General features: G+C 52.7%; 23 protein-coding genes. 10 read left to right on the forward strand and 13 right to left on the reverse strand.

Annotated features, from left to right (window positions below; genetic code table 11):
• Positions 1 to 8 precede the first annotated feature (8 nt).
• The 6 genes from lptB to ACSBQN_RS00830 are packed head-to-tail and all read right to left on the reverse strand — an operon-like array spanning position 9 to position 4,432.
• On the reverse strand, positions 9 to 734 hold the full coding sequence (gene lptB, locus ACSBQN_RS00805) for an LPS export ABC transporter ATP-binding protein (protein ID WP_024474509.1): 726 nt from the start codon (positions 732 to 734) through the stop codon (positions 9 to 11).
• Positions 735 to 740: 6 nt separating this feature from the next.
• Entirely contained in the window at positions 741 to 1,277 is a 537-nt protein-coding gene (gene lptA, locus ACSBQN_RS00810; protein ID WP_004236314.1) for a lipopolysaccharide ABC transporter substrate-binding protein LptA, read from the reverse strand.
• Positions 1,258 to 1,839, reverse strand: coding sequence for an LPS export ABC transporter periplasmic protein LptC (gene lptC / locus ACSBQN_RS00815; protein WP_024474511.1), 582 nt, complete (start codon positions 1,837 to 1,839; stop codon positions 1,258 to 1,260). Before lptC ends, lptA begins: the two co-directional genes overlap by 20 nt.
• Positions 1,840 to 1,879: 40 nt before the next feature.
• Positions 1,880 to 2,443, reverse strand: coding sequence for a 3-deoxy-manno-octulosonate-8-phosphatase KdsC (kdsC, locus tag ACSBQN_RS00820; RefSeq protein ID WP_024474512.1), 564 nt, complete (start codon positions 2,441 to 2,443; stop codon positions 1,880 to 1,882).
• Between the two features lie 9 nt (positions 2,444 to 2,452).
• Positions 2,453 to 3,421, reverse strand: a complete 969-nt coding sequence (gene kdsD / locus ACSBQN_RS00825) for an arabinose-5-phosphate isomerase KdsD (protein ID WP_024474513.1) — start codon at positions 3,419 to 3,421, stop codon at positions 2,453 to 2,455.
• A gap of 51 nt (positions 3,422 to 3,472) precedes the next feature.
• Positions 3,473 to 4,432, reverse strand: coding sequence for a calcium/sodium antiporter (locus ACSBQN_RS00830; protein WP_354633155.1), 960 nt, complete (start codon positions 4,430 to 4,432; stop codon positions 3,473 to 3,475).
• 299 nt (positions 4,433 to 4,731) lie between these two features.
• Here ACSBQN_RS00830 and mlaF point away from each other — a divergent pair, with 299 nt between their 5' ends.
• The 7 genes from mlaF to murA all read left to right on the forward strand — a co-directional run bounded on the left by mlaF (position 4,732) and on the right by murA (position 9,600).
• Positions 4,732 to 5,535, forward strand: coding sequence for a phospholipid ABC transporter ATP-binding protein MlaF (gene mlaF / locus ACSBQN_RS00835; RefSeq protein WP_024474516.1), 804 nt, complete (start codon positions 4,732 to 4,734; stop codon positions 5,533 to 5,535).
• Positions 5,536 to 5,542: 7 nt separating this feature from the next.
• Positions 5,543 to 6,325 carry a lipid asymmetry maintenance ABC transporter permease subunit MlaE gene (gene mlaE / locus ACSBQN_RS00840; RefSeq protein WP_024474517.1) on the forward strand — a complete coding sequence of 261 codons (783 nt, stop codon included), beginning with the start codon at positions 5,543 to 5,545 and terminating at the stop codon, positions 6,323 to 6,325.
• Positions 6,326 to 6,328: 3 nt separating this feature from the next.
• On the forward strand, positions 6,329 to 6,853 hold the full coding sequence (gene mlaD / locus ACSBQN_RS00845) for an outer membrane lipid asymmetry maintenance protein MlaD (RefSeq protein ID WP_024474518.1): 525 nt from the start codon (positions 6,329 to 6,331) through the stop codon (positions 6,851 to 6,853).
• 118 nt (positions 6,854 to 6,971) lie between these two features.
• A complete protein-coding gene (gene mlaC / locus ACSBQN_RS00850) occupies positions 6,972 to 7,601 on the forward strand; it encodes a phospholipid-binding protein MlaC (RefSeq protein WP_024474519.1) in 630 nt (209 codons plus the stop codon).
• On the forward strand, positions 7,601 to 7,891 hold the full coding sequence (mlaB, locus tag ACSBQN_RS00855; RefSeq protein ID WP_004236326.1) for a lipid asymmetry maintenance protein MlaB: 291 nt from the start codon (positions 7,601 to 7,603) through the stop codon (positions 7,889 to 7,891). Before mlaC ends, mlaB begins: the two co-directional genes overlap by 1 nt.
• Positions 7,892 to 8,012: 121 nt before the next feature.
• On the forward strand, positions 8,013 to 8,267 hold the full coding sequence (gene ibaG, locus ACSBQN_RS00860) for a BolA family iron metabolism protein IbaG (RefSeq protein ID WP_004236327.1): 255 nt from the start codon (positions 8,013 to 8,015) through the stop codon (positions 8,265 to 8,267).
• A 67-nt stretch (positions 8,268 to 8,334) separates the two neighbouring features.
• Positions 8,335 to 9,600: a UDP-N-acetylglucosamine 1-carboxyvinyltransferase gene (murA, locus tag ACSBQN_RS00865; protein WP_004240506.1), complete on the forward strand. Its 1,266-nt coding sequence runs from the start codon at positions 8,335 to 8,337 to the stop codon at positions 9,598 to 9,600.
• A 56-nt stretch (positions 9,601 to 9,656) separates the two neighbouring features.
• On the opposite strand, the gene degS is transcribed toward murA, so the two are convergent.
• The 5 genes from degS to ACSBQN_RS00890 form a co-directional block, all read right to left on the reverse strand.
• On the reverse strand, positions 9,657 to 10,745 hold the full coding sequence (gene degS, locus ACSBQN_RS00870) for an outer membrane-stress sensor serine endopeptidase DegS (RefSeq protein ID WP_004240504.1): 1,089 nt from the start codon (positions 10,743 to 10,745) through the stop codon (positions 9,657 to 9,659).
• A 199-nt stretch (positions 10,746 to 10,944) separates the two neighbouring features.
• Entirely contained in the window at positions 10,945 to 11,772 is an 828-nt protein-coding gene (gene tauD, locus ACSBQN_RS00875) for a taurine dioxygenase (protein WP_434991528.1), read from the reverse strand.
• A gap of 20 nt (positions 11,773 to 11,792) precedes the next feature.
• Entirely contained in the window at positions 11,793 to 12,590 is a 798-nt protein-coding gene (tauC, locus tag ACSBQN_RS00880) for a taurine ABC transporter permease TauC (RefSeq protein ID WP_024474521.1), read from the reverse strand.
• A gap of 23 nt (positions 12,591 to 12,613) precedes the next feature.
• Positions 12,614 to 13,387 carry a taurine ABC transporter ATP-binding protein gene (locus tag ACSBQN_RS00885; RefSeq protein ID WP_354633157.1) on the reverse strand — a complete coding sequence of 258 codons (774 nt, stop codon included), beginning with the start codon at positions 13,385 to 13,387 and terminating at the stop codon, positions 12,614 to 12,616.
• A 2-nt stretch (positions 13,388 to 13,389) separates the two neighbouring features.
• The gene (locus tag ACSBQN_RS00890) at positions 13,390 to 14,427 is read right to left on the reverse strand and encodes a taurine ABC transporter substrate-binding protein (RefSeq protein ID WP_152696790.1); all 1,038 of its coding nucleotides are present in this window, start codon (positions 14,425 to 14,427) and stop codon (positions 13,390 to 13,392) included.
• Positions 14,428 to 14,786: 359 nt separating this feature from the next.
• Here ACSBQN_RS00890 and cysJ point away from each other — a divergent pair, with 359 nt between their 5' ends.
• Complete coding sequence (gene cysJ / locus ACSBQN_RS00895; RefSeq protein WP_201893913.1) at positions 14,787 to 16,583, forward strand: NADPH-dependent assimilatory sulfite reductase flavoprotein subunit; 1,797 nt, start codon at positions 14,787 to 14,789, stop codon at positions 16,581 to 16,583.
• Positions 16,583 to 18,310 (forward strand): assimilatory sulfite reductase (NADPH) hemoprotein subunit, encoded by a 1,728-nt coding sequence (gene cysI, locus ACSBQN_RS00900; RefSeq protein ID WP_024474525.1) that lies wholly within the window; start codon positions 16,583 to 16,585, stop codon positions 18,308 to 18,310. Before cysJ ends, cysI begins: the two co-directional genes overlap by 1 nt.
• A 57-nt stretch (positions 18,311 to 18,367) precedes the next feature.
• Here the strand turns inward: cysI and degQ are convergent, their stop codons facing one another.
• Positions 18,368 to 19,762, reverse strand: coding sequence for a serine endoprotease DegQ (gene degQ / locus ACSBQN_RS00905; RefSeq protein WP_354633158.1), 1,395 nt, complete (start codon positions 19,760 to 19,762; stop codon positions 18,368 to 18,370).
• Between the two features lie 234 nt (positions 19,763 to 19,996).
• The gene (zapG, locus tag ACSBQN_RS00910) at positions 19,997 to 20,401 is read right to left on the reverse strand and encodes a Z-ring associated protein ZapG (RefSeq protein WP_004236342.1); all 405 of its coding nucleotides are present in this window, start codon (positions 20,399 to 20,401) and stop codon (positions 19,997 to 19,999) included.
• A gap of 184 nt (positions 20,402 to 20,585) precedes the next feature.
• On the opposite strand from zapG, the gene zapE reads away from it, so the two are divergent.
• On the forward strand, positions 20,586 to 21,713 hold the full coding sequence (gene zapE, locus ACSBQN_RS00915; RefSeq protein ID WP_024474527.1) for a cell division protein ZapE: 1,128 nt from the start codon (positions 20,586 to 20,588) through the stop codon (positions 21,711 to 21,713).
• Positions 21,714 to 21,901 lie beyond the last annotated feature (188 nt).

The raw sequence follows: 21,901 nt of genomic DNA on the forward strand, positions 1-21,901 counted from the left end.
TTACGGCATTACAGGCGGAAACCTTCGCCTAAATAAACACGTTTAACCTGCTCATTATTCAGAATGGATTCCGGGCTGCCGTGGGCAATCATATGGCCCTGGCTGACAATATAAGCCCGTTCACAGACATCCAGTGTTTCGCGGACGTTGTGGTCAGTGATCAGGACGCCGAGCCCGTAATCACGGAGGTGCTGAATAATCTTTTTAATATCAATAACAGAAATCGGGTCAACACCGGCAAACGGTTCATCCAGCAGGATGAATTTCGGGTTGGCGGCCAGCGCGCGGGCAATTTCTACACGGCGGCGTTCACCCCCGGACAGTGACTGCCCCAGGTTATCGCGCAGATGACTGATATGGAACTCTTCCATCAGCTCTTCCGCCCTGTCCCGGCGTTCATCATTGTTCAGATCTTTGCGGATTTCAAGCACCGCCATCAGGTTCTGCCATACCGTCAGACGACGGAAAATAGAGGCTTCCTGAGGCAGATAGCCAATCCCTTTGCGGGCACGTTCATGCAGCGGCAGCAGGGAGATATCTTCATCATCAATGCTTATCGCACCGGCATCACGGGGAACAATCCCCACGACCATATAGAAGGTCGTGGTTTTCCCGGCACCGTTCGGGCCGAGCAGCCCGACGATTTCGCCGGAGCTGACTTCAAGCGTCACATCTTCGACGACTTTGCGCCCTTTGTAGGCTTTGGCTAATTTGCTTGCGATTAATTTTGCCATAAATCGTTACTTACCTTTCTGGCCGGTTGCCGCCGGGCCTTTTTCCTGAAGCTGTGACGGCAGCAGCACGGTCGTCACCTGTTTGCCTTTGTCACTGAATGCCTGCATCTGCTGTGTCGGTACGACATAGGTAATCTTGTCACCGGTGATATTGCTGTCCAGCTGTTCCAGATAGGCATTACCGGTCAACGTGACCAGCTCATTGGCCATTTCGTAACGCAGTTTGCTGCCGCGTCCTTTGATTGGCTTGCCGTTATCCTGCATCTGGTAGAAGGTCACCGGATTACCGAATGCTTCGATGACCATTTTATTGGAATCGCCGCCCGGACGGGTGACCACTACTTTGTCAGCGCGGACATCAATCGTTCCCTGTTTTACCACGACATTATCAGTAAATGTGGTGATATTTTTTTCTAAATCAAGAGCTTGTTTTAATGATGTTACCGTCACCGGCTGCTGTGTATCTTCTTTTAACGCCAAAGCAGGGACACTGACGGCCAGAATTGCTGTTGCAATCAGAGTATTAAGGATGTTTGCTTTCATTTGGGATCTCATAGTAAGTCTGTACATCTTTGATCAGTTCCGCATTACGATTGCGTAAATTACCCCGCATCTGCAATCCGACGGAACGCAGTCCTGTTCCCGTGATGGTGACTTTATCGTCAGAACTCACATCCTGGGTTATCAGATTGACTTCGGCGTTGTCCGTGGTGATCTGCCGGAGCTGCGTATCGGTGGTCAGGCTGTCAACCTGCACATCACCGTATAAATATAACATTCTGTCATTGGTTAATTTGGCCCGCTTTGCACGAATCGTCCAGGTGGCGGTTTTATCAGGGTCGTAGGTGGTCAGAACCGGATTAGTAAACCAGGTTATTTTTTCCTGAGCAAAGTTCTGCACATCATCCGCATTCAGCCGGTACGCCAGCAGCCCTGTCGGCTCGTAAGCCAGGGTTGAGGATGTCCGGGTTTTATACGTCGGCGTACCGTCTTCCACAATCTTACCGTCGGTGTCACCTGAACGGGTGACCGACAGGTTCCAGCCGAGCAGACCGAGGGCGATAAGCGCCAGAATAATGATCAGCCAAAGCTTAAATTTACTCATGAGATCCCTGATAAAGCCATTATAACCAATGAAATTCTCTTCAGACGGACAGGCCTCTGGCCGCATCCAGCTTATTTTGTGCCAGCAGAATCAGATCACACAATTCGCGGACAGCTCCGCGGCCGCCTGCAATCTGTGTAACATAATCCGCTTTGGGTAACAATAACGGGTGGGCATCCGCCACTGCGGCGGATAAACCGACCTCTGCCATGACCGGCCAGTCAATCAGATCATCGCCGATATAGGCGACTTCGCCGGGGCGAACTGCCAGTTTATCTAATAGTTCGCGATACGCCAAAAGCTTATCGCTCTGTCCCTGGTAAAGATGTGTAATTCCGAGTGTATTGGCACGATCTTCCAGTAATTTGGCTTTACGGCCGGTAATTATCGCTACCTCCACCCCGGAGGTCAGCAGGCAGCGGATACCGTAGCCGTCACGGACATTAAATGCCTTCAGTTCTTCACCGCTGTTGCCCTGATAAATCAGGCCGTCAGACATCACGCCGTCCACATCACAGATAAGAAGCCGTATTTTAGCGGCTTTTTCCATAACTGTTTGCGCTATCGGGCCATAGCAAGTGTCAATAGTGGTAATTTGTGTCATCGTCAGTCCTTACACCACTCCGGCCTGGAGCAGATCATGCATATGCAGTACGCCGAGCAGTTTATCACCTTCTGTGACTAATAAAGAGGTGATGTGACGGGACTGCATTAAATTCAGTGCCTCAACCGCCAGGGTATTGGCTTTGATGCGGATCCCGCCCGGGGTCATCACATCGGCAATCTGGCAGTTATTGAGGTCTGTGCCCGCATCGAAAATCCGGCGCAGGTCGCCGTCAGTGAAAATGCCCTGAATGACCATGTCATCGTCACAGATAACCGTCATACCCAGTTTTTTACGGGTGATTTCCACCAGTGCTTCGCGCAGTGAGGCGGTTTTCGGCACACGCGGGATATCATCCCCGGTGTTCATCAGGTCGGAAACCAGTAACAGCAGTTTGCGGCCGAGCGCGCCGCCCGGATGAGAGAGGGCAAAATCTTCAGCGGTAAAGCCGCGCGCCTGTAATAAGGCAATCGCCAGCGCATCCCCCATCACCAGTGTGGCGGTGGTACTGGTGGTCGGCGCAAGGCCGAGCGGGCAGGCTTCCTGCGGGACTTTAATACACAGATGGATATCCGCCGCTTTTCCCATGGTACTGTCCGGGTTGCCGGTCATGCAGATAAGCGGGATGTTCTGACGTTTGATAACAGGGATCAGCGCCTGAATTTCTGAGGATTCACCGGAGTTTGAAATCGCGATAACCACATCTTTCTTTGTGACCATCCCCAGGTCGCCGTGTGCGGCTTCGCCCGGATGCACAAAGAAGGAGGAGGTGCCGGTGCTGGCAAATGTCGCGGCTATTTTGTGGCCGATATGACCGGATTTTCCCATCCCCATGATGATCACTTTGCCTTCACAGCGGAATATCAGTTCACAGGCTTTATCGAAATCATCATTAATATACTGTTCGAGTGACGCGAGACCTTCACGTTCAATCCGGAGGACACGTTTACCTGTTAGTTGAAAATCAGTTCGGGACATCAGTTTTTTCTCACTTTCAGTATCTGTCTGTGTATTAATGGCTGACGCTTATCAGCCGGTAAAAAGACTTATCAGCCAGGCGGTGAATGCGCTGAGCAGAATAATGCCTTTCAGCCGGTTCAGCCGCTGGTTCCGGCCGGCCGCAAAGAAAATAAATAACACACCGGCCGCGATCATCACGGCGAAATCGGCCATAAAATTGTCTGCTGCCATCGGCGCGGTGGCTAACAGCGCCGGGATCCCCGCCACGACGGTGGTATTAAACAGTGTCGCGCCGATAAGATTCCCCAGCGCGATATCTTTTTCACCTTTGACCGCCGCCGCAATCGTGGTGCATAGTTCCGGCAGACTGGTACCGATAGCCAGGATAGTCAGTCCGGTGATGCGCCCGCTGATCTCCGCATAGCGGGTGAATGCAGAGGCGTTATCAATCACAATCCGGACCGCCACCGGCATAATCAGCAACCCGGCGACCAGCCACAATAAAGCAACCGGCAAATTATTTTCCTGCGGCAGTTCATGGTTTTGTTCAGTAGTGAAGCCGTCATACTGATCACGCCGCGCTATTGCGGCAATTTTCACCACCAGCCAGAGGCTGGCGAGCCCCGCAAGCACCAGAAATCCGCCCTGAACCCGCGTGATACCGCCGGACCAGATAAACAGCCCGAACAGCGCCATCACCGCCAGCATCAGCGGAAGCTCACGGCGCAGTACCGCCGACTGTACACTCAGCGGGCGGATAAGGGCGGCGAGGCCTGCAATCAGCAGTAAATTGGTAATATTGGATCCGATAATGGTACCGAGCGCCAGATCCGGCTGCCCTTCAAGCACCGCACCGGCGGAGGTCAGCAGTTCCGGCAGCGACGTACCGGGACCGGCCACCAGAATACCGGTGATAAACGGGGAGATGCCGAGAGAACGGGAGAAAACCGCCGCACCGTACACAATCCGGTCAGAGGCATAAACCAGCAGAATCAACCCGGTCAGTAAAAGGATGCTGGTAAGTAACATGGCTCTCCTCCGGGCTGAAAAACAGTCAGAAATAATGAAGTACGGGAAATTGAGGGTATTGTACGGGCTGAAGCGCAAAAGTAAAACAGACGTTTTGCGCCCGGCGGAAGCGTTAATGTTAAATGCTGATATACTTGTGTATCACGCTGTTTATACCCTGTTACTCAGAGGGGATAAATAATTCAGACAGTAACACCCGCATTTAAAGGCGAAAACTGCCGGATTTTTTTATATTATGATGGGTCAGTCCTGTATGTGTTGTAAAAACACGAAAAACATAACGTTAAGGTTGTGAGGTCATGAACCGACAGACGGAAAATATTATTGAGATCCGGAACATGTGCTTCCGGCGCGGTTCGCGCATGCTGTTTAATGATATCAGCATGGATGTGCCGCGCGGCAAAGTGACCGCGATTATGGGGCCGTCCGGGATCGGGAAAACCACACTGTTACGTCTGATTGGCGGACAGCTGCGCCCGGACAGCGGCGAAATCTGGTTTGACGGCGACAATATCCCGGCACTTTCCCGCAGCAAACTCTATCAGTCGCGCCGCAAAATGAGCATGCTGTTTCAGTCCGGCGCATTATTCACGGATATGACAGTCTATGACAACGTGGCGTTCCCGCTGCGCGAACATACCCGTCTGCCGGAATCCCTGATCCGGACAACCGTGATGATGAAACTGGAAGCGGTCGGTTTACGCGGGGCGGCAAACCTGATGCCGTCGGAACTCTCCGGCGGGATGGCGCGCCGTGCGGCACTGGCGCGGGCCATTGCACTGGATCCGGACCTTATCCTGTTTGATGAGCCGTTTGTCGGCCAGGATCCGATTACCATGGGTGTGCTGGTAAAACTGATTGATGAACTCAATCAGTCGCTGGGTGTAACCTGCATCGTGGTCTCTCACGATGTGCCGGAAGTGCTCAGTATCGCGGATAAGGCTTATATCGTCGCGGAGCAGTCCGTGATTGCACAGGGCACCGCAGAAGAGTTGCAGGAGAACACCGAACCGCGTGTGCGCCAGTTCCTGGATGGTATTGCTGACGGACCGGTTCCTTTCCGCTATCCGGCGGGTGATTACCAATCAGATTTATTAGGATAAACGAGATATGTTGACACAGGCACTTGCTGCTTTGGGACGCCGCGCGTTAGCGACATGCGCGTCTTTCGGGCGGTCAGGATACATGCTGTTCCGTGCGCTGTTCGGCAAACCGCAGTTTGCCCGGCAGTGGCCGCTGCTGCGCAAGCAGCTGTACAGCGTCGGTGTGCAGTCCCTGCTGATTATTTCAGTATCCGGGCTGTTTATCGGGATGGTTCTGGCCTTACAGGGATATCTGGTTCTGAAAACCTTCAGTGCGGAAGCCAGCCTCGGCATGATGGTGGCGCTGTCGCTGCTGCGTGAGCTGGGGCCGGTGGTGACCGCTCTGCTGTTTGCCGGACGCGCCGGTTCCGCACTGACAGCAGAAATCGGGCTGATGAAAGCCACAGAACAGTTATCCAGCCTGGAAATGATGGCGGTGGATCCGCTGCGCCGTGTGATCGCACCGCGTTTCTGGGCCGGTTTGATTAGTATGCCGCTGTTATCCATGATTTTTGTCACCGTTGGTATTCTTGGCGGGGTCATGGTCGGGGTGGACTGGAAAGGGATCGATGAAGGTTTCTACTGGGCTTCCATGCAGGCCAATGTGGACTGGCAGAAAGATGTGATGAACTGCATTTACAAGAGTGTGGTTTTCGCCTTCACCGTCACCTGGATTGCCCTGTACAACGGGTATGACGCTATTCCGACGTCTGAAGGGATTAGTCGGGCAACAACACGCACGGTCGTTCATTCATCGCTTGCCGTGTTAGGGTTAGATTTTGTGCTTACGGCACTGATGTTCGGGAATTAAACAATGCAAAGCAAGAAAAATGAAGTTTGGGTCGGGCTTTTCGTCTTAATTGCCATTGCGGCGATTATCTTCCTGGCACTGAAAGTGGCGGATATCCGCTCTGTCGGCAGCGAAAAAACCTACCGCGTGTCTGCCACCTTTGATGATATCGGCGGCCTGCAGGCCCGTTCACCGGTAAAAATCGGCGGTGTGGTGATTGGCCGCGTCAATGACATCCGTCTGGACAAGGACTATAAACCGGAAGTGACGCTGGATATCTACAGTCAGTATGATCAGATTCCGGACACCAGTTCGTTATCTATCCGCACCTCCGGTCTGCTGGGTGAGCAGTATCTGGCACTCAGCAAAGGGTTTGAGAATACAACCGATCCGGATCTGCCGATGACTGAGATGCTGAAAGACGGCAGCCGTATTCAGGACACCAAACCGGCGATGGTGCTGGAAGATTTAATCGGTCAGTTCCTGTATAAGAGCGGCGACGGCGAAGGGGGTAATACCCCGGAAGCGGCACCGGCTGCACAGCACTGATACGAAAAGTAATGTAAAAGCGGATGTTTTTGCCCGCAGAGGCAGACATCCTGCATAATACTGTTTACCGAAGACACCTTCACGGCGGAAAGTGCCGGTGATTAATCAGGAGTTGATTATGTTTAAGCGTTTACTGATAGCGGCGATGCTGGTGGTGATGGCCCCGTTTGCCGGAGCTGTTGACCAGACAAACCCGTATACACTGATGAACGATGCGGCGGCGAAAACCTTCAGCCGTCTGAAAGCCGAACAGGCGCAAATCCGGCAGAACCCGGACTATCTGCGCACTATTGTTCAGGAAGAATTACTGCCGTACGTGCAGATCAAATACGCCGGTGCACTGGTGTTAGGCTCTTACTACAAAGATGCGACACCGGCACAGCGCGATGCCTATTTTAAAGCCTTTGAGGCTTATCTGGCCCAGGCATACGGCCAGGCACTGGCCATGTACACCAACCAGACTTATCAGATTGACCCTGCACAACCGCTGGGTGATAAAACCATCGTGGCTATCCGTGTGACACTGACAGAGCCGGCAGGGCGTCCGCCAATCCGTCTGGATTTCCAGTGGCGTAAGAATACCAAAACCGGTAACTGGCAGGCTTATGACATGATTGCCGAAGGCGTGAGCATGATCACCACCAAACAAAATGAGTGGGCATCTATTCTGCGTCAGAAAGGTGTTGATGGTCTGACTGCTGAACTTGAGCGCAGCGCGAAAACCCCGATTACCCTGGATCAGAAATAATGACGGCTGCGCTGACGTGGGAAAAACAGGGTGAAACGCTCGCCCTGAACGGGGAACTGGATCGCGATACACTGCTGTCGTTCTGGAATGCACGTCAGCAGCAGATGAGCGCCGTGCAGACGGTGGATGTTTCCGGTCTCAGTCATGTGGATTCCGCCGGACTGGCTATGCTGGTCCGTCTGCGGGGAGAGCGCCCGGAAGCGCCGTTTGTGTTATCCGGAGTAAGCGCTAACTTGCAGATGCTGATGTCACTCTACGGCGTTGAGTTTGAATTCAGTCAGAACGCGTGAATTTATCACTGCCTCCGCCTGTGTCACCACAGCCGGAGGCATTTTTAATGGTTTAAGAGCGGGGCATATTCGATTACGATAGTGCCTATAACACACAATCTGATAACCAATTTGAGAAATTATGGATACGAATGAAATCAAACAGGTGCTGATGGATAAGTTAGCACTTACTGACGCAATTGTGACCGGTGACGGCAGCCATTTTCAGGTGATCGCGGTCGGCGATCTTTTTGACGGCATGAGCCGCGTTAAACAGCAGCAGGCCGTGTATGCGCCGCTGATGGAATATATTGCGGATAACCGTATCCACGCGTTGTCTATCAAAGCCTATACCCCGGCTCAGTGGGAACGGGATCGTAAACTGAGCGGGCTGTAACCGCGGCGGCTGACAATGCAGTGACAAGTAACGCGGCAGCAATTAATGATAATGAGAGTGTCTACAGATGGATAAATTTCGGGTAAAAGGTCCTTCCGTTCTTCAGGGCGAAGTGACTATCTCAGGGGCAAAAAACGCAGCATTGCCTATCCTGTTCGCTGCAATTCTGGCGGAAGAACCGGTTGAATTACACAATGTGCCGGAACTGCGGGATATCGACACCTCTGTGAAGCTGTTAACGCGGCTGGGTGCAAAAATTGAGCGCAAAGGAACCACACTGCGTGTGGATGCTTCTGCGATTAATGAATATTGCGCACCTTATGACCTGGTCAAAACTATGCGTGCGTCTATCTGGGCGCTGGGGCCGCTGGTGGCCCGTTTTGGTCACGGTCAGGTTTCTCTGCCGGGCGGCTGTGCTATCGGTGCCCGTCCGGTTGATTTGCATATCACCGGTTTAGAGCAGTTAGGGGCGAAAATCACCCTCGATGAAGGGTATGTCAAAGCGGAAGTGGACGGTCGCCTGACCGGTAACACTATCGTGATGGACAAAGTCAGCGTGGGTGCCACCATCACGATTATGTGTGCGGCAGCCCTGGCGAAAGGCAAAACCGTTATCGAAAACGCGGCCCGTGAACCGGAAATTGAAGACACCGCTGCATTCCTGAATGCACTGGGTGCCAAAATCACCGGTGCAGGGACTGACCACGTAGTGATTGAAGGTGTTGAACGTCTCGGCGGCGGCTCTCACACCGTTGTGCCGGATCGTATTGAAACCGGGACATTCCTGATCGCAGCGGCAGTTTCACGCGGTAAAATTCTGTGCCGTAACGCCAAGCCGGATACGCTGGATGCGGTGCTGGCCAAGCTGCGCGAAGCCGGGGCTGAAATCGAAACCGGTGACGACTGGATAAGCCTTGATATGAAAGGGCAGCGTCCGAAAGCGGTCACCTTCCGTACCGCACCGCATCCGGGCTTCCCGACAGACATGCAGGCGCAGTTCAGTCTGCTGAACCTGGTGGCGGAAGGCTCCGGTATGATCACGGAAACCATCTTTGAAAACCGCTTTATGCACATTCCGGAGCTGATCCGTATGGGCGCTCATGCGGAAATCGAGAGTAATTCTGTGCTGTGTCACGGCGTGGAAAAACTGTCCGGTGCTCAGGTGATGGCGACCGATCTGCGTGCATCTGCAAGCCTGGTGCTGGCGGGTTGTATCGCGGAAGGCACCACAATCGTTGATCGTATTTATCATATCGATCGCGGTTATGAGCATATTGAAGAGAAATTACGCGGTCTGGGTGCGGATATCGAACGCATTCATTCAGCGGAGTAATTCTCTGATATAAGCCATAAACAGAAAAGAGCGGATATCCGCTCTTTTTTTGTGCCTTATTCCTGTCCGCCGGGGGAGGGAGTGAACTCTTCGATGGTCACATCGACAGACCGCATCTGACCATTGCGTAACAGGGTGACCGGCACAACACTGCCCGGGCTCAGTTCCGCCACCTGATCCATCATTTCGAGTGGTGAGGTGCTCGGTTTGTTATTGACGCTGGTGATGATATCCCCGACCTGAATCCCGCCTTTATCGGCCGGGCCGTTACGGGCAACCTGAAAGACCCGCAGACCGGTTATCTGATTGATATCACTGTTGTTAGTCCGGATCGGCGGCAGCTCTTTGGAGGTGATGCCGATATAGCCCCGGATCACACGGCCGTCTTTTATCAGCTTATTCATAATGCGCAGGGCAAGCTCTGCGGGGATCGCCAGCCCGATGCTGTCACTCATCCGTGACGGATCGTTGCTGTCGTAAGACATGGTATTGATACCGACCAGTTCGCCCTCGGTATTGACGAGTGCGCCGCCGGAGTTACCGGCCATAATCGAGGCATCAGTCTGGAGAAAATTCTGGCGGCGGGTCGGGCTCAGTCCGACACGGCCCATTGCACTGATAATACCCTGGTTGACTGTCTGCCCGACATTAAACGGGTTACCGATCGCCAGCACCACATCACCCACATGGGACTGACGTTTCGGGTTGATCGGGATCACCGGCAGTTTATCGGTGGTATTGATTTTCAGTACCGCGAGGTCGGTCAGATCATCCGCGCCGATCAGCATACCTTCATACAGGCGGCCGTAATTACCGTATTGCAGGGCGATCAGGATCTGATCGGCATTTTTAATGACGTGCTGGTTAGTCAGGATATAACCCTGATCATTCATGATCACACCGGAACCGAGGGAGGTCATTTCGGGACCCTGCTGGGAGAGGCTGCCCATATTACTGCTGTAAACGTTGACCACAGCAGGCGCAGCGCGGCGTACCGCTTTGTTGTAGCTGACCGGTTCGTCATTATTAAACAGATGGGTAAACCACTGGGTCACAAATTGCGGGCGAATAGACGGGACGCTGACCAGAAGCAGGGCAGCCACGAGAAGTCCCATAAAAACGGAGCGCAATAATTTAAACCACATAGTCCTTAACCGGTGTTGTGAGTACGGGAAGCAGATACTTCCGGCAGAATAGCATAATCCGGGGAAATTATATGTGTGTAATTGCGGTATTTTATGATGTGGTACAAATAAACAGGTGCGGTATCAGACGGTTATTTATCACTGACGGTCATGAGTCTGTCAGCCGCCGGTCACTGACAGTCTCATGCAGTACAGCCGGTTAAACGGGTTTATCCCCCATTACGGTTGCTCTGTGCATAATGCGGTGAAAATCGCCGTAATCAAAACTGGCGAGATGCTGGGTGCAGCGGTTATCCCAGACCGCCACATCGCCGTCCTGCCAGTGCCAGCGGACAAAATATTTCGGCTGTGTGCTGTGCTTAAACAGGAAGGTCAGCAATGTATCACTCTCTTCCTGGCTTAATTCACAGATCCGGCTGGTAAAACCTGCGGTCACAAACAAGCCCTTCTTCCCGGTGACCGGATGGGTTCTGACCAGCGGGTGACGTCTCGGCGGGAAATCGCGGCGGGCTTTTTCCAGCGCCGCTTTGGCTTCCCCGGTCTGCGCAAAACGACTGTCCGGGAAAGAGAGGCTGATATCATGTTCCGCCGTCAGACCGGATAAAAATTCCTGCAACGGCGGTGATAAATCATCATAAGCCCGGGTCAGGCTGGCCCACAGAGTATCGCCGCCGAAAGGGGGAACCTGTACCGCGGATAACACACAGCCCATGGCCGGTTTTTCCAGAAATGTCACATCAGTGTGCCACAGTTCGTTATCCTTCAGATCAAGCAGGTGGCTGTCGAGCACAATCAGTTCCCGCACATTCTTATGGGAAGGAAAAACCGGATGTATATGCAGTTCACCCAGCGCAGCGGCAAAGTCCCGCTGAGCTTCCGGCTTAATATACTGCTGGCGGAAAAACAGCACCTGATGTTCCAGTAAGGCATCCTGTAATAGGGCCAGCGTGGCGGCATCCGGTGTCAGGTTAAGATCAATACCGCTGACGTGTGCGCCGATAGCGGGTGTTAATTGTCTGATATCCATATTCATTACCTCTCTGTCGGTTAAGATTCTTTGCCGTACCACGGCACTAATGCCTGCTGCAAATGACGCAATGCCAGTTCGATGGCTAGTGCCACCACGGCAATCACTGCGATACCGGTGATGACAATACCGGTGTTAAGAAACTGCGCGGCAGACTGCACCATAAACCCCAGTCCCTGCTGTGCCGCGACCAGCTCTGCCGCCACCAGGGTGGACCAGCCCACGCCGAGGCCAATCCGGATCCCGGTCAGCATCTGCGGCAGTGCTGACGGCAGGATCACATATCTCAGCACCTGAAACCGGTTTGCCCCCAGGGACTGCACGGCGCGGATCCGGTTTCCCGGCGCGGCCATAATGCCCTGCATCGTTGAAATCAGGACCGGGGCGAGAATCGCTAACCAGATCAGCAGGATCTTGGTGGTTTCCCCGATCCCGAACCAAATGACAATCAGCGGCAGATAGGCGAGCGGGGGAACCGGGCGGTACAGTTCAACCACCGGATCCAGTATTCCGCGTATCCGTGAACTCAGTCCCATCAGCACCCCCAGCGGGATCCCGGTGATAACCGCCAGAAGCAGCGCTTTGAGCATGCGGTCAAGACTGGCTGCCAGGTGCTGCCACAGCGTGGCATTCATGTAACCGGATTCAGATAACGCCAGAAACTGGTGTCCTATTTGAGTCGGGGCGGGTAAATAGAGCGGATTAACCCACTGAAATGCGGTGATCAGCCACCAGCCGGTAATCAGCACGGATAAACTCACAATGCTGAGTAATAAACGGCTGTGGCGGGGTTGTTTATTTCCGGTTATATCTGCCATTGATGTCACTCCGTATCCGTTAATTAACCGCGCTGATACGCCATTATTTTGTCTGACAATATGTCGCGGTGATGAATAAACGCCGGATCCGATTTAATCTCACGGATACGCCGTCCCTGCGACCATTGTTTATAAAACGGGGGTTCTTCTCCGGATATTATCCGGCCGGGATACGGCGCCATTAATATCAGCCTTGTGGCCATTAACAGTGCCTCTTCAATATCATGAGTAATAATAAAAAAGGCACTCTGCTGTTTTTGCCACAGCGTCAGAATTAAGGATTGCATCTGTTCCCGGTTGGCGGCATCGAGTGCACCGAAGGGTTCATCCATCAGAATAAAATCAGACTTTACAGCCAGTGCCCGCGCAATACCGACCCGCTGGCGCATACCGCCGGAGAGTGACCAGATATTGTCGGTGATAGCATGCAGTAATCCGACTTTTTGCAGGTTTTCTTCGACAATCGCTTTTTCTTCCTGCTTACCAAGCTTTTTAATTTTCAGTCCCAGTGCGACATTTTCATAAACATTCAGCCAGGGCATCAGTGCGTCATTCTGAAATACCACGGCTCTGTCAGAGGCGGGATGCCGAATTTCGTTTCCGTTCCGCGTTATTTTTCCGCCGGAGGGCGCTAAAAACCCGGCAACAATATTCAGCAGCGATGTTTTTCCGCAGCCGGAAGCGCCGAGAATAACGGTAATACCGTTATCCGGAATGGTTAAATTAATACCGGATAAGGTTGTCTGCGGCTGACCGTGATAAACCAGATCAATATTCTCCAGTACGATATCCGCCATTATTATTTCCCCGCCGCTGTGGTGACGGCCTCCGTATTGATATTTCCGGCATAGGAATCTTTAACCGAATCAATACTGCCCTGCTGCTGTAAAAACAGTGCGGTATTGCGGATATCATCCGCCAGGGTGGTCGTCAGGATCTGTTTCTGTTCTTTCAGAACGGGATAATCACTACCCGCCATCACACCCGGCACATCCTCCGGACGGGCACCGGTCAGTTGTGCAATTTTGCCGGTGATGTCAGGAAAGTCCGCGATAGTATTTTTGTTACGCTGATACCACTGAACCTCAATATCAGTAACGGCGGCAAATTGTGCCAGCACATCAGGATGCTGTGCGGCGAACTTGCTGTCCGCGACCCACAGGTCATAGGTTGGTTTACCCCATGCCCGTACGTCGCGGCCGGAAATCAGGATCTGTCCGTTTGCTTTCAGCTGACTTAAGGCCGGTTCCCAGACATACGCCGCATCAATATCACCTCTCTCCCATGCCGCGACAATTTCAGCAGGCCGCAGGTTAACCAACTGCACTGATTTTTCATCAATATTCAGGTTCTCCAGTGTCGCAAGCAGGCTGTAATGGGCCGTGGAGGTAAAAGGTACGGCAATTTTTTTACCGGCCAGTCCGCCTGACGGATTACGGTCATTGCGGACAATCATTGCCTCGGCGGTGTCCGGAATGCCGGAAATATAAAAAACCTCCACCGGCAGTCCGCGGCTGGCGGCAACAGTAAACGGCGCGGAGCCCATATTGGCGATATCCGCCTCACCGGCAGCCAGTGCCGTCAGCACATCCGCGCCGCTGTCGAATTTTTTCCAGATAATCTGTTTACCGGTGGCGGCCTCATAGGCATGGTTTGCCTGTGCAATTTTACCGGGATCGATAATCGCCTGATAAGCGATGACCACCGGTTTTTCAGTGGTTGCCTGTGGTGCAGGCGCTTTCTGGCTGTAAATAAATGCGCTTATCACCGCCAGCGCCGCCAGTAAGGACAAAATGACCTTTAATTTATTTTTTTTCTGAGGCTGATATAACGACATTATTTTCTTCCGTTATGAAGTCATGAGTAGTTATCTATTTAGTGTCAGGGAATATATTCCGGGAAAGAATTACTTTTTATATTGAAATTCCTTTTTGTTATACATGAATAATATTCCCGCTGAAGATCATTTTCCCATTAAACAGAAGGGTTAAAATTAGTTATTTTTTTACGTGTAATTCATTGTTTGCTCTGGTGTGAATTCCGAAAATATACGGTTGATGAATAATCGTCATGATATATCAGATTATTTAGTTATGAGTTATGGCTTTATTTTCTTATTTTCAATAAGCCGTAATACGATAACCTGGGAAATAACGGAATAATAACCACAATGAGCAATGCGGGAGTGACAGGACTATGGCAGCACAGATATTACCGGAACAGGTATTTCCGGTTTCTGCGGAGCAGCTTGCGGCTTTGCAGACGGTAACAGCAGATTTTACCTCTCAGCAACTGGCCTGGTTATCCGGTTATTTGTGGGGACGGGGAAATACGTCTGTGCAGACAGCTATTATCCCGGCATCAAATACAACAGACAGTGACATTATTACCATTATTTCCGCGTCACAAACCGGTAATGCACGTCGCGTATGTGAAGAATTAAAAACGCGTTTTCTCAGTGAAAAATTCGCGGTTAATTTGGTAAACGCCGGAGAATATAAATATAAACAGCTTGCCCGGGAGAAGATTGTCATTATTGTGACATCCACTCAGGGGGACGGTGAACCACCGGAAGAAGCGGTGGCATTTTATAAATATCTGCATTCATCAAAACGCCCGGATCTCAGCGGAACAGCGTATGCCGTTTTCTCTCTGGGGGATTCGTCATACGAAAAATTCTGTCAGGCGGGTATTGATTTTGATACTCAGCTGACAAAGGCCGGGGCAAGCGCACTTGTGCCGAGAGCGGATGCGGATGTGGATTATCAGCCTGCGGCAGCGGCGTGGACAGACGCACTGACACAGGTGCTGAAAGAGAGAGGTATTGCAGCGGGAAATCCGCCGCCGGTGGTTGTACAGGCGGTCAGTGCCACTGAAAACCGTTACAGCAAAGACGCACCTCTGACGGCATTTCTCTCTGTTAATCAGAAAATTACCGGCCGCAATTCACTGAAAGATGTGCGGCATATTGAAATTTCCGCCGGGGATTCCGGTCTGCATTATCAGCCCGGGGATTCCCTCGGCGTCTGGTTTGAGAATGATCCGGTACTGGCGGATGAAATTATCAGCCTGCTGCATGCAGATGCGGCAACGGAGATCACGGTATCCGGCAGGACATACACACTGCGCGAGGCGCTGATCCGGCATCTGGAGCTCACACAGAATAACGGAGTGACGGTCAGCAAATATGCGCAGTTATCGCAGCATGACGCGTTATCTGCTCTTATCAGTGATAAGCAGGCCGCGCTGCATTATGCGCAGAAAACACCTGTCGCGGAAATGCTGCGTCAGGCGCCTTCCCGGCCTTCCGCGCAGGCTTTTGCCGGTATTCTCCGGCCATTGACCCCGAGGCTCTATTCCATCTCATCATCACAGGCGGAAGCAGACGATGAAATTCATCTGACCGTCGGCGTGGTGCGTTATGACACGGATGGCCGGGCGCGGACCGGCGGGGCTTCCGGATTTCTCGCCGATCATATACAGGAGGGCGCGGATGTGCGGGTCTTCATTGAACCTAATGATAACTTCCGCCTGCCAGCCGACCCGGATGTGCCGGTCATTATGATCGGTGCGGGCACCGGTATTGCGCCGTTTCGTGCCTTTATGCAGCAGCGGGAAAATGACGGTGCCTCAGGTAAAAACTGGCTTTTCTACGGCAATCAGCACTTTACCGAGGATTTTCTGTATCAGACCGAATGGCAGCGCTATGTCCGTGACGGCGTGCTGACCCAGATCTCGCTGGCCTGGTCGCGGGATAAACCGGTGAAAACCTATGTTCAGGACAAACTGCGCGAGCAGGGAGCGGACGTATGGCGCTGGATTGAGGATGGCGCACATATTTACGTCTGCGGTAATGCGGGCCTGATGGCCCGTGATACCGAAGATGCATTACTGGAGATCATCAGCCGGTACGGTAACCGGGATCATGAATCAGCCGATGAGTTTTTAAGTGAGCTGCGCACAGCGCGCCGGTACCAGAGGGATGTCTATTAATGAGTGATAAACACAACGGGCCTTTAATCGTGGAAGGCAAACTGAGCGACAGCGAAAGAATGAAGCGCGACAGCAACTATCTGCGCGGCACAATCAAAGAGGATCTGAGTAATGGCCTGACCGGCGGATTTGAAGGGGATAACTTCCTGCTGATCCGCTTTCACGGTATGTATCAGCAGGATGACAGGGATATCCGGGCGGAGCGCACAGAGCAGAAACTGGAGCCGCGCCACGCCATGATGCTGCGCTGCCGTCTGCCGGGAGGGGTGATCACCCCTGAACAGTGGCTGAAAATAGACAAGTTTGCCGCAGAACAGACGCTGTACGGCAGTATCCGGATCACCAACCGGCAGACCTTTCAGTTCCACGGCATTCTGAAAGGGGATGTCAAACCGGCGCATCAGATGCTGCATGAGGCGGGACTGGATTCACTGGCAACCGCTAATGATGTAAACCGCAATGTGCTCTGTACCTCGAACCCGGTTCAGTCCGGCCTGCACCGGGAGGCGTATGAATGGGCGAAAAAAATCTCCGAACATCTGCTGCCCCGTACCCGCGCTTATGCCGAAATCTGGCTGGATAAAGAAAAAGTGGCGGCAACCGATGAGGAACCGATCTTAGGTGAAACCTATCTGCCGCGTAAATTTAAAACCTCGGTGGTGATCCCGCCGCTGAACGATGTTGATTTGCACGCTAATGATATGAATTTTGTGGCGATTGAGGAAAACGGTAAACTGATTGGTTTTAATGTGCTGGTGGGCGGCGGCCTGGCGATGACTCACGGTGATACCGCGACTTTTCCCCGTCTCGCCAGTGAGTTCGGCTTTATCCCGCTGAAAGATACCCTGGCGGTGGCAGAGGCGATTGTTACCACTCAGCGCGACTGGGGAAACCGGACGGAACGTAAAAATGCCAAAACCAAATACACGCTGGAGCGGGTGGGGGTTGACACATTTAAACAGGAAACCGAACGGCGTGCCGGTATCACCTTTTCCCCGATCCGCCCGTATGAATTTACCCTGCGTGGTGATCAGATAGGCTGGTTAAAAGGGATTGATGACCACTGGCATCTGACGTTGTTTATTGAAAACGGGCGTCTGATTGATTTGCCGGGCAAACCGCTGAAAACCGGCGTGGCGGAAATCGCCAGAATCCACCGGGGAGACTTCCGGTTAACCGCTAATCAGAACCTGATTATTGCCGGTATTCCGGAGGCGGAAAAATCCCGTATTGAATCCCTTGCACGGACACACGGCCTTATCAGAGACAACGTCACACCGCTGCGGGAAAACTCCATGGCTTGTGTGTCATTTCCGACCTGTCCGCTGGCAATGGCGGAAGCGGAGCGGTTTCTGCCGGAGTTTGTCACAGAGGTTGAGAAAATTATGTCCTCGCACGGCGTGGGAAATGAAGAGATTGTTCTGCGGGTCACCGGTTGCCCGAACGGCTGCGGAAGGGCCATGCTGTCGGAGGTGGGATTGGTCGGCAAAGCGCCGGATCGCTATAATCTGCATCTCGGCGGCAATCGTACCGGCACCCGTATCCCGCGCATGTACCGCGAAAATATCAGCTCAGCAGCTATTTTATCGGTGCTTGATGAGCTTATCGGACGCTGGTCACAGGAGCGGGCGGACGGGGAGGATTTCGGCGATTATCTGATCCGCGCCGGGGTGGTAAAACCGGTTCTGAATTCTGCCGTGGATTTTTATGAGGCAGGTGCTGCCTGAAATAAAAAACCGCGCCGTTTTACGCGGCGCGGTTTCAGTATTCACAGTAAAAATGTATCAGCGGCCGGCATTATTCAGCAGCAGATAAATATTGTCGTCGCCGCGTAAAATATTCAGTGCCAGCACGCTTGGCTTGCCGTCGATAATTTTACGCAGTTCAACAATGGTCATCACACGCTGGTTGTTGACGCCGATAATCAGGTCTCCCGGCTGAAGGCCGGACATGGCCGCCGGAGAATCTTTCTGTACCGCGTCAATATTCACGCCTTTATTACCCTCTTTATTACTGCCGTTACTCAGGGTTGCTCCCTGAAGCAGAGTGGTCAGGTTTTCCGCTTTGGTGGTCTGGCCTTCGCTGTCATCCAGTATCACACTGACTTCCAGCGGTTTGCCTTTACGCAGCAGACCGATTTTTACTTCTTTACCCGGTGCGGTGGTACCGATTTTGGCTCTCAGTTCCGCAAAGCTGCTGACGCGCTTACCGTCAACGGAGACCAGCACGTCACCCGATTTAATCCCCGCTTTGGCAGCGGCGGATTTCGGGATCACTTCACTGACAAACGCCCCGCGCTGAGCTTCCACACTCATTGCCTTGGCGATATCTGCGTTCATTTCAGCACCGCGGATGCCGAGGGAGCCGCGTTTGACTTCACCGGTGGCAATCAGCTGGGAGGTCAGGTCTTTGGCCATGTTACTCGGGATAGCAAAGCCGATCCCGATATTACCGCCGCCCGGTGCCAGAATCGCGGTGTTGATACCGATCAGTTCACCGTTGAGATTGACCAGTGCACCGCCGGAGTTACCCCGGTTGATGGAGGCATCGGTCTGAATAAAGTTTTCCAGCCCTTCCACATTCAGGCCGCTGCGGCCTAATGCTGAGATAATCCCGGAGGTCGCGGTCTGACCCAGACCAAACGGGTTCCCGACAGCAACGGTGAAATCACCGACGCGCAGTTTATCGGAATCCGCCAGGGTGATGGCGATCAGGTTCGGGGCATTTTTCACCTGTAACAGGGCAATATCGGTCTGCGGATCACGGCCGATTAAGGTCGCGTCATATTTACGGCCGTCGTTGAGCTGGATCTGAATTTTATCCGCATTCTGAATAACGTGGTTGTTGGTCAGAATATAGCCTTTCTGTGCATCAATAATGACACCGGAACCCTGTCCCTGGAACGGGCGGACACTTTCCTGTTGTGACGGCATATTCGGGCCGAAGAAGAATTTAAACTCTTCCGGCACCTGCTGGCGGGCAACGGCGGTACCGGAAACTTCCACGCTGACTACAGCGGGCAGCACTTTTTCCAGCATCGGTGCCAGGCTCGGCAGAGATTCACCGGTGGCCATTTTGGCCGGTAAGGCCGCATTTGATACTGCAGGCAGCGCCGCGAGGGATAACCCGAGGCTGATGGCAACAGCACTGAGCAGGTTTTTTTTCTTTTTATTCATCATTCGTTTTGTGTCTCATCAATTAATAAGCTGAATCTGCAGGCATGAGAAGCCGCAGCATACGCAGATACTCCTATGACTCTATGTGTGTGTAAAAGTTCCTCATTCAACGGAAATAAAACAACCTTTACAAGGCTTTACGTGAACTGAAGATTAGTGCGGGGAATGGTTTGGAAGACTGTATTAAGCGGCTGAATTCAGGCGAAAAAAAACCGCAGTTGCCTGCGGTTTCAATGGTTAGCTTTCTTTGTTTTCGACGGGACGGAACAGGCCGGATGAGCCGTCTGAATAATCACGCGGCGGCATTTTTACCGGCGCCTGGTCATTATCGGCTTCAGCTTCCGTCAGGCGGTAGCTGAACGGATTATCCTGTGCGGACAGTTCCGGCATCAGTTCTGAGGAACTTTTCGCCATGTGCTGATATAACTGGCGGTAATCTTTCGCCATATTATCCAGCAGTTCTGCACTGCGGGCAAAGTGGCTGACCAGCTCTTTGCGGTACTCTTCCAGTTCGGCCTTGTTTTTTTCCAGGTCCCGTTTCATGGCTTCCTGCTCTCTGAACTTAGAACTGCCCAGACGAACGGCCAGCGCACCAATGATTAAACCAACTGCTAATCCGATGAGTGCATATACCCAAATCATGGCTACTCCTTTAAGTGCATCATGCGCGTTAGAATCTGTTGTCACTATAACCGGATTTGCCGTCCGGGGGGAATAGTGAAGGTAAGGCTTTCCGGCATTATCCCGGATTTCCGGGTATAATACCCGCCGCTACATCATAAAAATCTCAATAAAAACCTCTGATAATATTAAGGGATTACCGTTTATGAGCACAACACCGCGTGAGTTGTATCAGCAGGCACTGAACGGCAGCGGATTTGCGCCGGACGACGTGCAGCGGCGTACCGTTGACCGGCTGACAGAGATGCATCAGGCGCTCCTGATGCGCACACCATGCTCCCCTGAGCCGGAAAAAGGGCTGCGCGGCACCCTGAACCGCTGGCTGAAAAAAGCCCCCGCGCCGGTGAGTTGTCCACCGGTGCAGGGTATTTATATGTGGGGCGGGGTCGGGCGCGGCAAGACCTGGCTGATGGATCTGTTTTATGACAGTCTGCCCGGGCCGCGCAAGCTGCGGCTGCATTTCCACCGCTTCATGCTGCGGGTGCATGAGGAGCTGACGGCGCTTCAGGGACATGAAAATCCGCTGGAGAGCATAGCGGACGGCTTTGCACAGGAAACGGATGTTCTCTGTTTCGATGAGTTTTTTGTCTCCGATATCACGGATGCCATGATCCTCGGTACTCTGCTGGAAGCGCTGTTTCAGCGCGGTATCGCGCTGGTGGCGACCTCCAATATCCCGCCGGATGACCTGTACCGCAACGGATTACAGCGAGCCCGGTTTCTGCCGGCCATTGAGCAGATCAAAAAATACTGTGATGTGCTGAATGTGGATGCGGGGATTGATTACCGTCTGCGCACGCTGACACAAGCCCATCTGTGGCTGACCCCGGCGGATGCGGAAACGTCAGCGGCAATGGACAGCATGTTCTCCCGGCTGACCGGCGGACAGAAAGCCGGACAGGCGGCGCTGACCATCAATCACCGTCAGTTGCCGGTGGTGCGGGAAACGGACGGTGTGCTGGCGGTGACCTTCCGGACACTGTGCGAAGATGCGCGCAGCCAGCTCGATTATATTGCACTGTCGAAAATCTATCACACCGTGCTTTTGTATGAGGTTCCGGTGCTGACCACGGAAAATGAGAATGCGGCACGGCGCTTTCTGGCGCTGGTGGATGAGTTTTATGAACGGAAAGTAAAACTGATTATTCAGGCGCAGAGCGGGATGGATTCTCTCTATCAGGGGCAGTTATTGTCCTTTGAGTTCGCCAGATGCCTCTCCCGGCTGCAGGAAATGCAAAGTGAAGAGTACCTGAAACTGCCGCATCTGGTATAATGCGCGCCCCTGAAAAGGGTTTCGGGGAAATTTTTTTAATTTGGGGTCGATTTTTTGCAGGGACTTCTCTATAATCTTGCGACCCCACGTTACAGCGGTTTTCTTTATTTCCCAAAGAAGACTGCAACTAGCGCCAGATGATTCTGCTCGAAGGGGTAGGTTTACTGGACAAGCGTCGTGTGAGCCTC

The organism is Morganella sp. B601 (genome assembly GCF_051172335.1).
Lineage (GTDB): Bacteria > Pseudomonadota > Gammaproteobacteria > Enterobacterales > Enterobacteriaceae > Morganella > Morganella morganii.

Excerpts from the sequence above, each read along its gene's own strand:
- ACSBQN_RS00890 (WP_152696790.1), bottom strand. The coding sequence starts at position 14,427 with ATGTCGTTATATCAGCCTCAGAAAAAAAATAAATTAAAGGTCATTTTG.
- mlaC (WP_024474519.1), top strand. The coding sequence starts at position 6,972 with ATGTTTAAGCGTTTACTGATAGCGGCGATGCTGGTGGTGATGGCCCCG.
- degQ (WP_354633158.1), bottom strand. The coding sequence starts at position 19,762 with ATGATGAATAAAAAGAAAAAAAACCTGCTCAGTGCTGTTGCCATCAGC.
- cysI (WP_024474525.1), top strand. The coding sequence starts at position 16,583 with ATGAGTGATAAACACAACGGGCCTTTAATCGTGGAAGGCAAACTGAGC.
- tauD (WP_434991528.1), bottom strand. The coding sequence starts at position 11,772 with ATGGATATCAGACAATTAACACCCGCTATCGGCGCACACGTCAGCGGT.
- lptA (WP_004236314.1), bottom strand. The coding sequence starts at position 1,277 with ATGAAAGCAAACATCCTTAATACTCTGATTGCAACAGCAATTCTGGCC.
- ACSBQN_RS00885 (WP_354633157.1), bottom strand. The coding sequence starts at position 13,387 with ATGGCGGATATCGTACTGGAGAATATTGATCTGGTTTATCACGGTCAG.
- mlaF (WP_024474516.1), top strand. The coding sequence starts at position 4,732 with ATGAACCGACAGACGGAAAATATTATTGAGATCCGGAACATGTGCTTC.
- ACSBQN_RS00830 (WP_354633155.1), bottom strand. The coding sequence starts at position 4,432 with ATGTTACTTACCAGCATCCTTTTACTGACCGGGTTGATTCTGCTGGTT.
- kdsC (WP_024474512.1), bottom strand. The coding sequence starts at position 2,443 with ATGACACAAATTACCACTATTGACACTTGCTATGGCCCGATAGCGCAA.
- murA (WP_004240506.1), top strand. The coding sequence starts at position 8,335 with ATGGATAAATTTCGGGTAAAAGGTCCTTCCGTTCTTCAGGGCGAAGTG.
- mlaB (WP_004236326.1), top strand. The coding sequence starts at position 7,601 with ATGACGGCTGCGCTGACGTGGGAAAAACAGGGTGAAACGCTCGCCCTG.
- degS (WP_004240504.1), bottom strand. The coding sequence starts at position 10,745 with ATGTGGTTTAAATTATTGCGCTCCGTTTTTATGGGACTTCTCGTGGCT.
- mlaD (WP_024474518.1), top strand. The coding sequence starts at position 6,329 with ATGCAAAGCAAGAAAAATGAAGTTTGGGTCGGGCTTTTCGTCTTAATT.
- lptB (WP_024474509.1), bottom strand. The coding sequence starts at position 734 with ATGGCAAAATTAATCGCAAGCAAATTAGCCAAAGCCTACAAAGGGCGC.
- zapE (WP_024474527.1), top strand. The coding sequence starts at position 20,586 with ATGAGCACAACACCGCGTGAGTTGTATCAGCAGGCACTGAACGGCAGC.
- tauC (WP_024474521.1), bottom strand. The coding sequence starts at position 12,590 with ATGGCAGATATAACCGGAAATAAACAACCCCGCCACAGCCGTTTATTA.
- mlaE (WP_024474517.1), top strand. The coding sequence starts at position 5,543 with ATGTTGACACAGGCACTTGCTGCTTTGGGACGCCGCGCGTTAGCGACA.
- cysJ (WP_201893913.1), top strand. The coding sequence starts at position 14,787 with ATGGCAGCACAGATATTACCGGAACAGGTATTTCCGGTTTCTGCGGAG.
- zapG (WP_004236342.1), bottom strand. The coding sequence starts at position 20,401 with ATGATTTGGGTATATGCACTCATCGGATTAGCAGTTGGTTTAATCATT.
- lptC (WP_024474511.1), bottom strand. The coding sequence starts at position 1,839 with ATGAGTAAATTTAAGCTTTGGCTGATCATTATTCTGGCGCTTATCGCC.
- ibaG (WP_004236327.1), top strand. The coding sequence starts at position 8,013 with ATGGATACGAATGAAATCAAACAGGTGCTGATGGATAAGTTAGCACTT.
- kdsD (WP_024474513.1), bottom strand. The coding sequence starts at position 3,421 with ATGTCCCGAACTGATTTTCAACTAACAGGTAAACGTGTCCTCCGGATT.